The organism is Pseudomonas sp. PDM27, from assembly GCF_019219205.1.
GTDB lineage: Bacteria > Pseudomonadota > Gammaproteobacteria > Pseudomonadales > Pseudomonadaceae > Aquipseudomonas > Aquipseudomonas laurylsulfatiphila.
In genome coordinates, this window is the sequence record NZ_JAHUWF010000002.1 from 233971 (window position 1) to 248166 (window position 14196).

Annotated in this window: 13 protein-coding genes; 7 read left to right on the forward strand and 6 right to left on the reverse strand. The window is 61.7% G+C overall.

Features of this window, described 5'->3' with window-relative positions:
• Nucleotides 1-268: 268 nt before the first annotated feature.
• The 6 genes from KW838_RS06450 to KW838_RS06475 all read left to right on the forward strand — a co-directional run bounded on the left by KW838_RS06450 (nucleotide 269) and on the right by KW838_RS06475 (nucleotide 7961).
• A complete protein-coding gene (locus tag KW838_RS06450; protein ID WP_007993671.1) occupies nucleotides 269-1792 on the forward strand; it encodes a fumarate hydratase in 1524 nt (507 codons plus the stop codon).
• Nucleotides 1793-1936: 144 nt separating this feature from the next.
• Nucleotides 1937-3703 carry an ATP-binding protein gene (locus KW838_RS06455; RefSeq protein ID WP_218500721.1) on the forward strand — a complete coding sequence of 589 codons (1767 nt, stop codon included), beginning with the start codon at nucleotides 1937-1939 and terminating at the stop codon, nucleotides 3701-3703.
• Nucleotides 3697-5031: a sigma-54 dependent transcriptional regulator gene (locus KW838_RS06460; protein WP_218500722.1), complete on the forward strand. Its 1335-nt coding sequence runs from the start codon at nucleotides 3697-3699 to the stop codon at nucleotides 5029-5031. The genes KW838_RS06455 and KW838_RS06460 overlap by 7 nt, the downstream gene beginning before the upstream one ends.
• Nucleotides 5032-5329: 298 nt before the next feature.
• A complete protein-coding gene (locus KW838_RS06465; protein ID WP_007978480.1) occupies nucleotides 5330-6649 on the forward strand; it encodes an MFS transporter in 1320 nt (439 codons plus the stop codon).
• Nucleotides 6650-6872: 223 nt separating this feature from the next.
• Nucleotides 6873-7064: a hypothetical protein gene (locus KW838_RS06470; RefSeq protein ID WP_007978482.1), complete on the forward strand. Its 192-nt coding sequence runs from the start codon at nucleotides 6873-6875 to the stop codon at nucleotides 7062-7064.
• 267 nt (nucleotides 7065-7331) lie between these two features.
• Complete coding sequence (locus KW838_RS06475; protein WP_218500723.1) at nucleotides 7332-7961, forward strand: flavin reductase family protein; 630 nt, start codon at nucleotides 7332-7334, stop codon at nucleotides 7959-7961.
• Here the strand turns inward: KW838_RS06475 and KW838_RS06480 are convergent, their stop codons facing one another.
• Both KW838_RS06480 and KW838_RS06485 read right to left on the reverse strand, forming a co-directional pair.
• On the reverse strand, nucleotides 7962-8192 hold the full coding sequence (locus KW838_RS06480; RefSeq protein ID WP_102698409.1) for a hypothetical protein: 231 nt from the start codon (nucleotides 8190-8192) through the stop codon (nucleotides 7962-7964).
• Nucleotides 8193-8233: 41 nt separating this feature from the next.
• Entirely contained in the window at nucleotides 8234-8587 is a 354-nt protein-coding gene (locus tag KW838_RS06485; RefSeq protein WP_218500724.1) for a putative quinol monooxygenase, read from the reverse strand.
• 362 nt (nucleotides 8588-8949) lie between these two features.
• Here KW838_RS06485 and KW838_RS06490 point away from each other — a divergent pair, with 362 nt between their 5' ends.
• Nucleotides 8950-9879, forward strand: a complete 930-nt coding sequence (locus tag KW838_RS06490) for an AraC family transcriptional regulator (protein ID WP_218500725.1) — start codon at nucleotides 8950-8952, stop codon at nucleotides 9877-9879.
• A gap of 130 nt (nucleotides 9880-10009) precedes the next feature.
• Here KW838_RS06490 and KW838_RS06495 read toward each other — a convergent pair whose 3' ends face one another.
• The 4 genes from KW838_RS06495 to KW838_RS06510 form a co-directional block, all read right to left on the reverse strand.
• The gene (locus tag KW838_RS06495) at nucleotides 10010-11065 is read right to left on the reverse strand and encodes an ABC transporter ATP-binding protein (RefSeq protein WP_102675244.1); all 1056 of its coding nucleotides are present in this window, start codon (nucleotides 11063-11065) and stop codon (nucleotides 10010-10012) included.
• Nucleotides 11066-11083: 18 nt separating this feature from the next.
• Nucleotides 11084-11932 (reverse strand): ABC transporter permease, encoded by an 849-nt coding sequence (locus KW838_RS06500; RefSeq protein ID WP_007978496.1) that lies wholly within the window; start codon nucleotides 11930-11932, stop codon nucleotides 11084-11086.
• Entirely contained in the window at nucleotides 11929-12837 is a 909-nt protein-coding gene (locus KW838_RS06505; RefSeq protein ID WP_102698413.1) for an ABC transporter permease, read from the reverse strand. Before KW838_RS06505 ends, KW838_RS06500 begins: the two co-directional genes overlap by 4 nt.
• Nucleotides 12838-13031: 194 nt before the next feature.
• Complete coding sequence (locus KW838_RS06510; RefSeq protein WP_007978499.1) at nucleotides 13032-14135, reverse strand: extracellular solute-binding protein; 1104 nt, start codon at nucleotides 14133-14135, stop codon at nucleotides 13032-13034.
• Between the last annotated feature and the right edge of the window lie 61 nt (nucleotides 14136-14196).

The following is a 14196-nucleotide window of genomic DNA, read 5'->3' on the forward strand; positions in this document are numbered from 1 at the left end:
TGTAGGAGCTGCCGAAGGCTGCGATCTTTTGATCTTGATCTTAAAAGATCGCAGCCTTCGGCAGCTCCTACAGGGACCGGGTACGACAATGAGACCAAGGTTTGACCACCGGCGGGTGTTTACGGAACCGAGGCGCGGTATACTGCCGCGCCTTTTTAGCGTCGCGCCAGCATGCCCGGCGTGCCTTGAAAGGTGCTTGCAACCGACCGATGCACCCAAGCTGCAAGCACCTTATTGAATGTTCCCGTCTTTTAGAGGAGCGCGACTCATGACCGTGATCAAGCAAGACGACCTGATTCAGAGCGTTGCCGACGCCCTGCAGTTCATTTCCTACTACCACCCCGTGGATTTCATCCAGGCGATGCACGAAGCCTACCTGCGCGAAGAATCGCCAGCGGCCCGTGACTCCATGGCGCAGATCCTGATCAACTCGCGCATGTGCGCCACCGGCCACCGCCCGATCTGCCAGGACACCGGCATCGTCACCGTGTTTGTCCGTGTCGGCATGGACGTGCGCTGGGATGGCGCCACCATGGGCCTGGACGACATGATCAACGAAGGCGTGCGTCGCGCCTACAACCTGCCGGAAAACGTCCTGCGTGCTTCGATCCTCGCCGACCCGGCGGGTGCTCGCAAGAACACCAAGGACAACACCCCGGCCGTCATCCACTACTCCATCGTTCCGGGTAACACCGTGGAAGTGGACGTGGCGGCCAAGGGCGGCGGTTCCGAGAACAAGTCGAAGATGGCCATGCTCAACCCGTCCGACTCGATCGTCGACTGGGTGCTCAAGACCGTCCCGGAAATGGGCGCCGGCTGGTGCCCACCGGGCATGCTCGGCATCGGCATCGGCGGTACCGCCGAGAAAGCCGCCGTCATGGCCAAGGAAGTGTTGATGGAATCCATCGACATCCACGAGCTCAAAGCCCGCGGCCCACAGAACCGCATTGAAGAAATGCGCCTGGAGCTGTTCGAGAAGGTCAACCAGCTGGGCATCGGCGCCCAGGGCCTCGGTGGCCTGACCACCGTGCTCGACGTGAAGATCATGGACTACCCGACCCACGCCGCTTCGCTGCCGGTGTGCATGATCCCGAACTGCGCCGCCACCCGTCACGCGCACTTCGTGCTCGACGGCTCCGGCCCGGCCTCGCTGGAAGCGCCTCCACTGGACGCCTACCCGGAAATCGTCTGGGAAGCCGGCCCGTCGGCCCGTCGCGTCAACCTCGACACCCTGACCCCGGAAGACGTACAGAGCTGGAAGCCGGGCGAAACCGTCCTGCTCAACGGCAAGATGCTCACCGGTCGCGACGCCGCGCACAAGCGCATGGTCGAGATGCTGAACAAGGGCGAAACCCTGCCGGTGGACCTCAAGGGTCGCTTCATCTACTACGTCGGCCCGGTCGATCCGGTCGGTGACGAAGTGGTTGGCCCGGCAGGTCCTACCACCGCCACGCGGATGGACAAGTTCACCCGTCAGATCCTCGAGCAGACAGGCCTGCTGGGCATGATCGGTAAATCCGAGCGCGGCCCGACCGCGATCGAAGCGATCAAGGACAGCAAGGCCGTGTACCTGATGGCCGTCGGCGGCGCCGCTTACCTGGTCGCCCAGGCGATCAAGAAGTCCAAGGTGCTGGCGTTTGCCGAACTGGGCATGGAAGCGATCTACGAGTTCGAGGTCAAGGACATGCCGGTGACCGTAGCGGTCGACAGCAAGGGCGAGTCCGTACACATCACAGGTCCTGCCATCTGGCAGAAAAAGATCAGTGAAAGCCTGGCGGTAGAAGTGCAATAAACGGCACCCGGCTCCGCTGAAAAAACCGGTTTGTCGGCAACGACAGACCGGTTTTTTTTCGGCCGGATAACGGTACTCCGGCGAGAGAAGAGCGCCCTTCGCATGCTATGGTGCCTTCCCCCATTCTGGCCTGTTGTTCACTGCATGCTGACGACCTCCCGCCCCCTGCGCCTGGCGCTCTACACCCTGTTGATCATCGCTGGTGCCGCCATCGCCGCGACCCTGGCCATGCGCCACGCCGTGCGCCAGTCAATGGTCGAAGACGCCGCCCGCGCCAATCAGCAACTGGCGCTCTATGCCACATCGCTGCATACCCTGATCGAACGTTACCGCGCCCTGCCCGCCGTGCTGGCGCTGGACCCGGAGTTGCGCTCGGCGCTCAAGGGAGCGGTAAGCCCCGGGCAGCAGGATGCGTTGAACCGCAAACTGGAAAAAATCAACGGCGCCGCCGACTCCTCGACCCTGGAATTGCTCGATCGCACCGGCCTCGCCGTGGCGGCGAGCAACTGGCGTTTGCCCAGCAGTTATGTCGGCCATAACTACGGATTCCGTCCCTATTTCAACCAGACCCGCACCCAAGGCACCGGGCGTTTTTACGCGGTAGGCGTGACCAGCGGGATTCCCGGCTACTTCCTCTCCAGCGCGGTCAGCGATGACGACGGCCAATTCCTCGGCGCCATGGTGGTGAAACTGGAGTTTCCCGAACTGGAACGCGAGTGGCGCCAGGGCAGCGACACGCTGTTGGTCAGCGACGCGCGCGGGATCATCTTCATCGCCAACCAGCCGGGCTGGCGCTATCGCCTGCTCAAGCCGCTGAATGAAAGCGATCACGCCGAACTCAAGGCCACCCGCCAGTACGACAAGCAGCCCCTGACGCCACTGGAGTTTCAATCGTTGCGGCGTTTCGACGACAACAGTGACCTGACTCGGGTCGATGGCCCGGACGGCAAGGCGGATTACCTGTGGGAATCCCTGCCGCTGAGCGCCGAAGGCTGGACCCTGCATCTGTTGCGGCGCCCGCAAGTCGCCTTCGAAGACAGCCGCAATGCCGCCCTCGCTGCGGCCGGCTTGTGGTTGACCCTGGTGTTCCTGCTGCTGTTTCTCAATCAGCGCTGGCGCCTGGCCAAGCTGCGCCAGCGCAGCCGAGAAGAACTCGAACGACTGGTGGAAGAGCGTACCCGCGACCTGCGCACCGCCCAGGAAGGGCTGGTGCAGTCGGCCAAACTCGCGGCGCTGGGGCAGATGTCCGCCGCCCTGGCACACGAGATCAACCAGCCGCTCACCGCCCAGCGCATGCAGCTGGCGACCTTGCGCCTGCTGCTCGACCACGGCCGGGTCGACGACGCCTACAAGGCGCTCAAACCGGTGGATGAAATGCTCACGCGCATGGCGGCCCTCACCGGCCACCTGAAAACCTTCGCCCGCAAAAGCCCCAGCGGTTTGCGCGAACGCCTGGACCTGGCGGCGGTGGTGGACCAGTCACTGCAACTGCTCGACACCCGGCTGCGCGACGAACAGGTCAGCACCGTGTTGCACCTGACCCGCCCGGCCTGGGTGCGCGGCGATGCGATTCGCCTGGAACAGGTGCTGATCAACCTGCTGCGCAACGCCCTCGATGCGATGCAGGACAAACCCTGCAAACGCCTGGAGATCCGCCTCGAAGCCGACGAACAATTGTGGCGCCTGAGCGTGATCGACAACGGTGGCGGTATCGCCGAAGAGAACCTGCCCAAAGTCTTCGATCCGTTCTTCACCACCAAACCGGTGGGCGATGGCCTGGGGATCGGTTTGGCCGTATCGTTTGCCATCATCCACGAATCCGGCGGGCGCCTGACTGCCGACAATCATGACAAAGGTGCCGTGTTTACCGTGACCTTGCCCATCGACCAGGAGGTGCATGAAGCATGCTGAACTCAGTGATGGTGGTCGACGACGAAAGCAGCATCCGCAGTGCCGTCGAGCAATGGTTGAGCCTGTCGGGTTTCGAGGTGCAGTTGTTCAGCCGCGCCGATGAATGCCTGGCGCAATTGCCCAGGCACTTTGCCGGGGTGATTCTCAGCGATGTGCGCATGCCCGGCATGACCGGCCTGGAACTGCTGGCCGAGGTGCAACGCCGGGATGCCGATTTGCCGGTGATCCTGTTGACCGGCCATGGCGACGTACCGATGGCCGTCGAGGCCATGCGCGACGGCGCCTACGATTTCCTCGAAAAGCCCTTCAGCCCGGAAACCCTGCTCGGCAGCCTGCGCCGCGCCCTCGACAAGCGCCGGCTGGTGCTGGAAAACCGCGCGCTGCACGAGCAGGCGGACAACCGCGCCAAACTCGATGCCACGCTGCTCGGCGTGTCCCGTGGCCTGCAAACCCTGCGCCAGCAGGTGCTGGACCTGGCAACCCTGCCGGTGAACGTGCTGATTCGCGGGGAAACCGGTAGCGGCAAGGAACTGGTCGCACGCTGCCTGCATGACTTCGGGCCGCGAGCCGACAAGCCCTTTGTCGCACTCAATTGCGCGGCCATCCCCGAGCAGCTGTTCGAGGCCGAACTGTTCGGTCACGAGAGCGGTGCGTTCACCGGGGCGTCCGGCAAGCGCATCGGCAAACTCGAATACGCCGACGGTGGCACGCTGTTTCTCGATGAAATCGAAAGCATGCCGCTGGCCCAACAGGTGAAATTGCTGCGGGTGTTGCAAGAGCAAAAGCTTGAGCGACTGGGCTCGAACCAGAGCATTCGCGTGGATTTGCGCATCATTGCCGCGACCAAACCGGACCTGCTCGACGAAGCGCGGGCCGGACGTTTTCGCGAAGACCTGGCCTATCGCTTGAACGTCGCAGAACTACGCCTGCCGCCCTTGCGCGAGCGCCGTGAAGACATCCCGTTGCTGTTCGAATCCTTCGCGCAAAACGCTGCCGAACGGCTGGGACGTAAATTTCCACCGCTGAGCGGTGCGCAGTTGAGTCACCTGCTGAGTCACGACTGGCCGGGCAATGTGCGCGAACTGGCGAACGTCGCCGAGCGTCAGGTGTTGGGGCTTGGCGAGCCTGTACCGGCAGGGATCGAGCCCGGTCAGTCACTGGCGGCGCAGCAGGAAGCCTTTGAAGCACAGTGCCTGCGCGCGGCGTTGACCCGGCACAAGGGCGATGTGAAAGCGGTGCTCGAAGAACTGCAACTGCCACGCCGGACCTTCAATGAAAAGATGCAGCGGCATGGGTTGAGCCGGGAGATGTTCCTGCAAGAGACCTGAGTTTGCAGTGTCTGTCCTGGCCCCATCGCGAGCAAGCTCGCTCCCACAGTGGATCTGTGTACGCCGAACATTGTGGGAGCGAGCTTGCTCGCGATGAGGCCGGCAAAGGCAGTACAAACACACCGCCAGATGAGCAACTTTCCGCTCACACCAAATCTCTCATGAGCGGATTTCCGCTCACCAAAACACCACCACCCCTCTAAACCGGCCCTCTCCCCCTTGGCACAGCTCCTGCTATAGCCCCTGCAGGCTGCGTTTAACCGCGCTCCACAAAAACAATTAAATGAAGGATCCTTCAATGGATAACTCCAACTCCCTGCCGCTTGGGTCGGCTGCCGTGCCGGCCAAAGAAAGAACCACGTCCAGCCGCATCAAATCGATCTTCAGCGGTTCCGTCGGCAACATGGTCGAGTGGTACGACTGGTACGTCTACGCCGCCTTCTCCCTGTACTTCGCCAAGACATTCTTCCCCAAAGGCGACACCACCGCCCAACTGCTCAACACCGCCGCGATCTTCGCCGTGGGCTTCCTGATGCGTCCGATCGGTGGTTGGCTGATGGGGTTGTATGCCGACAAGGTCGGGCGCAAAAAGGCCCTGATGGCCTCGGTGTACCTGATGTGCTTCGGTTCTCTGCTGATCGCCCTGAGCCCGAGTTATGAAGTCATCGGCATCGGTGCGCCGATCCTGCTGGTGTTCGCGCGCTTGCTGCAAGGCCTGTCGGTGGGTGGCGAATACGGCACCTCCGCCACTTACCTCAGCGAGATGGCGACCAAGGAACGTCGCGGCTTCTACTCCAGCTTCCAGTACGTGACCCTGATCTCCGGCCAGCTCATCGCCCTGGCGGTGTTGATCGTGCTGCAACAACTGCTGACCACCGAAGAGCTGTACGCCTGGGGCTGGCGCATCCCGTTCGCCATTGGCGCGCTGTGTGCCGTGGTGGCGTTGTACCTGCGTCGCGGCATGGAAGAGACCGAGTCCTTCACCAAGAAAGAAAAGGCCAAGGAAAGCGCGATGCGCACCTTGATGCGTCACCCCAAGGAACTGATGACCGTGGTCGGCCTGACCATGGGCGGTACCCTGGCGTTCTACACCTACACCACGTACATGCAGAAATACCTGGTGAACACTGTCGGCATGAGCATTTCCGACTCCACCACCATTTCCGCCGCCACGCTGTTCCTGTTCATGTGCCTGCAACCGATCGTCGGCGGGCTCTCGGATAAAATCGGACGCCGGCCGATCCTGATTGCCTTCGGCATCCTGGGCACCCTGTTCACCGTGCCGATCCTCACCACCCTGCACACCATCACGACCTGGTGGGGCGCGTTCTTCCTGATCATGGCGGCGCTGATCATCGTCAGCGGCTACACCTCGATCAACGCCGTGGTGAAAGCCGAACTGTTCCCGACCGAAATCCGCGCCCTGGGCGTGGGCCTGCCGTACGCACTGACCGTCTCGATCTTCGGCGGCACCGCTGAATACATCGCGCTGTGGTTCAAGAGCATCGGCATGGAAACGGGTTACTACTGGTACGTGACCGCCTGTATTGCCGTGTCGTTGCTGGTGTACATCACCATGAAAGACACCCGCAAACATTCGCGGATCGTCACCGACTGATCAGCGACCGGCGCTCACTGCAACGGTGAGCGCCAGGCCCTTCGCGAACGGGTTCGCGAAGGGCACCATTCGTCTCCCCCTCCACCCGGATAATCATCGGTTAATGCACCGGCAGCAGCCTGCAGCTGAGTGCATCCAGATCGACAGGACGCACGTATATCCGTTACAGGCCTCGAAGGAGTGCCTGAACGTACCCATAGCGAACGTACCTGGAGTACCTGTCATGAAAACCCGATTGATCCTTGCCCTGACCCTTTCCGTGCTGGCTGCCAATGCCTTTGCTGCCGACGGCTACGACAAGACCGGTTCGGCCTCCTACGGCTCCGGCACCAGCGCGGCCATCGAACGCAGCCACTCTGACGCCTATGCCTCTGACGGTTTCGACAAAACCGGCAGCGCAGAAGCTATCGGCTGAATGTGGAGGGAAATTCACAGCCCGGCTTCGGCCGGGCCTGGTCAATGTTGGGGGAACACAAAGTCTGGCAATCACTTAAAACCTGTGGGAGCGAGCTTGCTCGCGATGACTGACATTCAGTCAACATCTATGCTGAATATCGGTCCGCAATCGCGAGCAAGCTCGCTCCCACATTGGATCTCATCATTTCATGTACTGAATCCGACTGGAAATCCGCGGCGCGTGCTTGCACCATGAGCGTCTCCCGCAAGTTCCGGTACTCACTCCATGCCCGACGATATCCACTTCTACGAACCCGCCAACGGCCACGGCCTGCCCCACGATCCGTTCAACGCCATCGTCGGCCCGCGCCCCATCGGCTGGATCTCTTCACAGGATAACGAGGGCCGCTTGAACCTCGCGCCCTACAGCTTCTTCAACGCCTTCAACTACATCCCGCCGATCATTGGTTTTTCCAGCGTCGGACGCAAAGACAGCCTGAACAACATCGAACAAACCGGCGAATTCGCCTGGAACCTGGCCACCCGTCCGCTGGCCGAGCAGATGAACCAGAGCAGCGCCATGGTCAGGCCTGAGGTCAGCGAATTCGAACTGGCCGGCCTGACGACCGTTGCCTCGAAGGTCATTCAGGTACCACGGGTGGCCGAAAGCCCGGTGTCCTTCGAGTGCAAGGTCACGCAGATCATTCAGTTGCAGCGGGCGGACGGCAATGTGGTGCCGAGCTGGCTGATCCTCGGCGAAGTGGTCGCCGTGCATATCGCCAAATGGCTGTTGAAGGATGGGGTATACGACACCGCCGCGGCAGAACCGATTCTGCGCGGCGGCGGGCCGGCGGATTACTTCCAGCTGGGGCCTGAGGCGTTGTTCAAGATGTACCGCCCGGGGGCGGTGAAGTGATCACCAGAGCAGGTCGGTGTTTTCCTTGACGTCCTTGAGGCGGGTCAGCTCCCTGGCGGCCGCATCATCGGCCTCGTGGGCAGTCTTGAAGGTCTGGCCTTCCAGCACTTTGTGAAACCGCGGGGCGCCGGCACCACCCAGCGCTTTGACGGCGATAGCGGCGTGATAACCCCCCTCGCCCGGTACTACAGCGGAAACAGCTTCGAAGTGATCAAAGGCTTTACGTGCCATGTCGCGAATCCTGGCTGGTTGAGAATGCCGTCATTAAACCCTCAACCGGCCAGTTTGTGTACCGTCAGTCCGGACTGACCGAGGGCCTGGGCCGCCGACACCTCCTTGAACGTGTGGAAATCCAGACTGTTGACCACCAGTTCCTGCACCAGCTCGGCAAAAATCTCCATCGCCGGCGTGCTGAAGTAAGCGGTCATGGCCTGTTGATCGCTCCAGAAACCGGACACCAGCCACAGCTCCGGATCGCACTGCGAATGCTGCAAGGCGAAGCTCAGGCAGCCTGGCGCTGCGCGGGACGGTTCGATCAGGGCGCTGAGACGCATACCGAGTTCCGCCGAGCGCCCGGCGCGCGCCCGAACGAAGGCCATATGACTGACGGGGATCTGCTTGGACATGTTCAACCCTCCCGGGGAGTCGCGTGGCAGCCGTGGGACGGGCTGCGACAGGATCAAAGGTTAAGGGCCACTGCCCGGGTGCCGTTAGTCGATTCCTGCCGGTGCATTGCACGATCCTGCGAAACTTCCTGCAGGAGCTGCCGAAGGCTGCGATCTTTTGATCTTGAAAGCAAAATCAAAAGATCGCAGCCTTCGGCAGCTCCTACAGGGGTTGGGGGATGGCAGGCACTGGCTGTCATGCACTGGCTGGAAGTCACCCCAGGCAGAATCAGGCAAGCATCCGGCAGGATGTGTCTACCGCTGCCACTTGCACAAACATATGCTCTGCTCCATTCCCTCCATGCCTGCCGAGGATGCCGCGCATGACGTCGCTCGATCACTTTCAAGCCCCGCTGGACACCGACATGGAAAAGCAGCGCGCGGAACTGGCGGCGATCATCCGCCGTAACACCGCCGAAGATGGCAGTTATGCCACGGCCATCGGCTCGCTGTTCATGTCCCGCCACAGCCAGTCCCACGAGTTTGCCCCGGTGCTCGCGCAACCGGCACTGTGCATCATGGCCCAGGGGCGCAAGGAAGTTCAGTTGGCCAACGAGTACTTCAACTACGACCCGTTGAACTACCTGGTGGTCTCGGTCTCGATGCCGCTCAGCGGACGGGTGGTGGATGTCTCGGCCGAGGAACCGATCCTGGCCCTGCGCCTGGACATCGATCCGGCGGAAATCACCGCACTGATCGCCGACGCCGGCCCCCTCGGCGTGCCCACCCGGCCGACCGGGCGCGGGCTGTATGTCGAGCGGCTCGACACGGCCATGCTGGATGCCGTGCTGCGCCTGGCACGGCTACTGGACACGCCGAAAGACATCGCCATGCTCGCGCCGCTGATTCGCCGGGAGATTCTCTATCGCCTGTTGCGCAGCAAACAGGGGCATCGACTGTACGAAATCGCCATCGCCAACAGTCAGAGCCATCGCGTCAGCCAGGCGATCAAATGGCTCAATGGCCATTTCGAACAGCCGTTGCGCATTGATGATCTGGCGAAGGAAGTGAACCTGAGCGTGTCGACCCTGCATCACCGCTTCAAGGCGATGACGGCGATGAGTCCGTTGCAGTATCAGAAGCAGTTGCGCCTGCAGGAAGCGCGGCGGTTGATGCTGGCCGAAGGGCTGGAAGCTTCGGCGGCGGGGTATCGCGTCGGGTATGAAAGCCCTTCGCAGTTCAGCCGGGAGTACAGCCGGTTGTTCGGGGCGCCGCCGTTGCGGGATCTGGCGCGGTTGCGGCTATCTGTTTGAGCTTGTTTCTTTGCAAGCAGTACTGGCCTCATCGCGAGCAAGCTCGCTCCCACAGGGTCCAGCGTACACCGTCCAATGTGGGAGCGAGCTTGCTCGCGATGAGGCCAGTACAAACAGCATCAAACCTGGATCAGGCCCCAAGTACCCGGCAAGCCTCCGCCGGCAAGGTCACCGACACCGGATGACCGACGCTCAGGCCAAAGCCCTGGCATGGCGTGCTCAGCGCGGTAAACGACACCCCGGAACACTCGACCGTGGTCTCGATGGTCGCGCCGATATCGCGCACGAAGGTCACCTTGCCCAGCAAGCGGTTGCCCGCCGTCGCCTGTGGCGCCGACAGTTGCAGGTCTTCCGGACGAATCAGCATCTTCACCTTTTCCCCTGCCGCAACGCTCGTGCAGATCGGCACTTGCAGCGCATCGCCACCCGGCAGGCTGACCTTGCCGTTGCCCAGCGCCGTGGCCGGGAAGATGTTGCCCGAGCCGATGAAGTCCGCGACGAACTCGTTGGCCGGGTGCCGGTAGATTTCAATCGGCGTGCCCACTTGCTGCACCCGATGTTCACCCAGCACGACCACGATATCGGCCATGGTCATGGCCTCGCGCTGGTCGTGGGTCACCATGATGGTGGTGATGTTCAGGCGCTGTTGCAGTTGACGGATTTCTACCTGCATCGATTCGCGCAGCTTGGCGTCCAGCGCCGACAACGGTTCGTCGAGCAGGAGGATTTTCGGGTGGTTGGCAATCGCCCGGGCTATCGCCACACGCTGGCGTTGCCCGCCAGAGAGCTTGGCCACCGGACGATCAATCATTTGCTGCAACTGGATCAGCTCCAGTAACTCCACCACCCGCGCCTGCTGGTCAGCCTTGCTGACCCCGCGCAGTTTCAGCGGATAGGCAATGTTTTCACCCACGGTCATGTGTGGGAACAGCGCCAGGGACTGGAACACCATGCCGAAGTTGCGCAGGTGCGCCGGGGTGTGGCCGATGTCTTCACCGTCCAGGCGGATCTCGCCGCCGGTCAGGGTTTCAAGGCCGGCAATCATGCGCAGCAGAGTGGTTTTGCCACAGCCCGAAGGGCCGAGGAAACACACCAGTTTGCCCTCGGGCAAATGCAGGTTCACATCGGTTACCGCGCAGGCCGAGCCGTAATGTTTCTCGACGTTTTCCAGAATCAGACCAGACATAAGAATCACCTCAAGAAATCAGAACGAAACGCCGCCTTCACCAACCAGCTTCTCCAGCGCCCAGATCAGGACGAAGTCGATCAGCACGATCAGCACGGCAAACGAAAATACGGTTGGGTCGAGCGAAGACACGGTGCGGCTGTACATCCAGATCGGCACGGTCATCACATCGATGGTGTAGAGGAAGTAAGTCACGGTGAACTCGTTGAACGAGACGATGAACGCCAGCAGCATGCCCGCCAGGATTCCCGACTTCATCAACGGCACCACCACATCGACAATCGCCCGCAGCGGTGAAGCACCGAGCATCTGCGCGGCCTCCTCGACTTCGCTGCCGATGGAGAGCATCGCCGCCGTACAGTTCTTCACCACGAACGGCAGTGCCAGGATCACGTGGGCAATCACCAGGCGCGAGGTCGTCATGTGGAACGGCAGGCTGTCGAACACCAGCAGCAACGCCAGACCCAACACCACCATCGGGAACACCAGCGGCAACGACATCAGTTGCAGGGCCACGGCCTTGCCGCGGAACTCGCAACGGGTCAGCGCGTAGGCCGCCGGCACTGCGATGATCGTGGCGAAAATCATGGTCAGGCACGACACCAGCAGGCTGGTGCTCATGGCCTGGCCGAGGCTCAGGACATCGCTGGCGTCCGGCGACACGAAGGTGTGCCAGGCGGCCTTGTACCATTGCAGGCTGTAGCTGCTCGGCGGGAAGTCGAGGTTCGACGCGCCGCTGAACGACATCACGATCATGGTCAGGATCGGCAGCACCGCCAACAGCAGGATGAAGCCGGAGAGGATGCCGGCGAACTTGCCGGTCTCGCCAGGCAACAGCCCATAGCGCTTCTTGGTCAGGGTACTCATTGGGAAGCCTCCAGCATGCGGCGACGACGGCCAGTGATGTATTCGGACAGGGTCATGATCGCGAGTGTGGTGACGATCAGCACCACGCCGGCAGCGGATGCGGCAGGCCAGTTCATCAGCGGGGCGATCTGGTCGTGCACCATCACCGCCAGCATCGGTACGCGCCGGCCACCGAGCAGCAAGGGCACCACGAAACTGCTGGCGTTGTAGGCGAACACCAGGGTCGCACCGGTAATGATCCCCGGCAGACTCATCGGCAAGACCACCTGGCGGAACACCTGGAAGCGACTGGCGCCGAGGGTGGCGGCGGCTTCTTCGTAGCTGCGGGCGACGCCGCGCATGGCGCTGGCGATCGGCAACACGGCCAGCGGGAAGGCGGTTTGCACCAGGCCCATCAACACGCCGTTCTGGTTGTACAACAGCATGATCGGGCGCTTGATCAGGCCAAGGCCCATCAAGGCCTGGTTGAGCATGCCGCCTGGACCGAGGATCACCAGCCAGCCGTAGCTTTGCAGCAGCAGGTTGACCAGCAACGGCAGCAACACCGCCGCCAGGAAGATCCGTCGCACGAACGGCGAGGTCAGGCGCGACATGGTGTAGGCCACCGGGATCGCCAGAATCACTGCGATCACCGCGCTGATCAGCGCCAGGCGCAGGGTCAGCATCAGGGATTTGAGGTAATAGGGTTCCAGCAACTGGGCGTAGCTGGCCAGGCTGAACCCGGACCATTCCGCGCCTTTGGTGCCCACGCTCATGCGTAGTACCAAGAGGCTCGCGGCAATCAATACGCCAAGAAACAGCATCGACGGCGTGAGGAAAAACCAGGCGCGCGTCGTTGGCGAAACACCCCGAGCGGCGCGCACGGGGGCGGCACTCACCGGATGGGTCAGAGGTTGGTGTTCCATAGCAAAGGGTCTCGTCAATGGAAAGCAGCTGACAAACACAAGACTTCCAGACACATCGGCCCCTTGTGGGAGCGAGCTTGCTCGCGATGACTGCTTGTCAGTCGCCAATGATGTCGACTGACACTCCGCTATCGCGAGCAAGCTCGCTCCCACAGGGATCTTCAGTGTTTGAGGATCCTGTGTAGGTCACTCGATCAGGAAGAAAAGATTTCCGTGTAACGACGAATCCATTGGTCATGCACAGTCGCCAGGAAGGCGTTGTCGTGCATGATCGCCTTCTCGGCAATCTGCTCCGGCGTGAGGATGTACGGGCTCTTGCGCGCTTCGGCGGAGATGATCGCCTTGGCGTTGACCGGGCCGTTGTAGATGTCTTCAGCCATCTTGCCCTGCACCAATGGGTCCAGGGAGTGGTTGATGAAGGCATAGGCCATGTCGGTATCGCCCGGACGGTTCTTCGGCATCACCGAGAGCATCAGGTCGGTGTAGAAACCTTCCTTCATGCCAAAGGTCGCACCCAGGCCGTAGTTCGGATCGCGGATCTGTTTCGGGAAGAACGCCGGTGCATACAGGCCGCCCATGTCCAGGGAACCGGTGCGGAACAGCTCGGCGATCTGGTTCGGGTTTTCACCCAGGGTCACCACACGATCTTTCAGCTCGGCGAGTTTCTTGAAGCCAGGTTCGATGTTGTGCTCGTCACCACCGGCCAGTTTGGCGGCGATGATGATCAGGTCCATGGCCTCGGTCCAGTTCGGCGGCGGCAGGAAGATGTTCGGCGCCGCGTCGGCATCCCACAGGGAGGCGTAGCTGGTCGGGGCTTCTTTCTGGGTGCGGGTGCTGTAGACCAGGCTGTTGCACCACAGCAGGTAACCGATACCGTGGCCATTGGCGCCGGTGCGGTATTTCTCCGGGACATCGACCAGGTTGGGAATGCGGTTGAGGTCGGGTTTTTCCAGCAGGTTGGCGGCGGCCAGACCTTCGGCGCCAACGCCGGCCAGGGTGATGATGTCGTACTGCGGACGATCACCGCCGGCCTTGAGTTTGGCGACCATTTCCGAGGTACTGCCGGTGCGGTCAGCGATGACCTTGCAGCCGTACTTGTCTTCGAACGTCGCGGCGATATTGCGCAGTGCAGCCAGGCCTGTGTCATCGGACCAGGTCAGCAAACGCAGGGTCTTGCCGGCAAAACGTGTGTCGCTGGCATTGGCCTTGATGAACGGCATGCTCATGGCTGCCGCTGCAACCGAGGCTACGCCCACGGTCTTGATAAATTGACGTCTGTTCAGATCATGCTCGCCCATTACGGACTCCCTTTGTTTTTGTAGGTATAAGGCAGGTCGAAACTGTTGCATCCGCGCGACC

Excerpts from the sequence above, each read along its gene's own strand:
- KW838_RS06450 (WP_007993671.1), top strand. The coding sequence starts at position 269 with ATGACCGTGATCAAGCAAGACGACCTGATTCAGAGCGTTGCCGACGCC.
- KW838_RS06455 (WP_218500721.1), top strand. The coding sequence starts at position 1,937 with ATGCTGACGACCTCCCGCCCCCTGCGCCTGGCGCTCTACACCCTGTTG.
- KW838_RS06460 (WP_218500722.1), top strand. The coding sequence starts at position 3,697 with ATGCTGAACTCAGTGATGGTGGTCGACGACGAAAGCAGCATCCGCAGT.
- KW838_RS06465 (WP_007978480.1), top strand. The coding sequence starts at position 5,330 with ATGGATAACTCCAACTCCCTGCCGCTTGGGTCGGCTGCCGTGCCGGCC.
- KW838_RS06470 (WP_007978482.1), top strand. The coding sequence starts at position 6,873 with ATGAAAACCCGATTGATCCTTGCCCTGACCCTTTCCGTGCTGGCTGCC.
- KW838_RS06475 (WP_218500723.1), top strand. The coding sequence starts at position 7,332 with ATGCCCGACGATATCCACTTCTACGAACCCGCCAACGGCCACGGCCTG.
- KW838_RS06480 (WP_102698409.1), bottom strand. The coding sequence starts at position 8,192 with ATGGCACGTAAAGCCTTTGATCACTTCGAAGCTGTTTCCGCTGTAGTA.
- KW838_RS06485 (WP_218500724.1), bottom strand. The coding sequence starts at position 8,587 with ATGTCCAAGCAGATCCCCGTCAGTCATATGGCCTTCGTTCGGGCGCGC.
- KW838_RS06490 (WP_218500725.1), top strand. The coding sequence starts at position 8,950 with ATGACGTCGCTCGATCACTTTCAAGCCCCGCTGGACACCGACATGGAA.
- KW838_RS06495 (WP_102675244.1), bottom strand. The coding sequence starts at position 11,065 with ATGTCTGGTCTGATTCTGGAAAACGTCGAGAAACATTACGGCTCGGCC.
- KW838_RS06500 (WP_007978496.1), bottom strand. The coding sequence starts at position 11,932 with ATGAGTACCCTGACCAAGAAGCGCTATGGGCTGTTGCCTGGCGAGACC.
- KW838_RS06505 (WP_102698413.1), bottom strand. The coding sequence starts at position 12,837 with ATGGAACACCAACCTCTGACCCATCCGGTGAGTGCCGCCCCCGTGCGC.
- KW838_RS06510 (WP_007978499.1), bottom strand. The coding sequence starts at position 14,135 with ATGGGCGAGCATGATCTGAACAGACGTCAATTTATCAAGACCGTGGGC.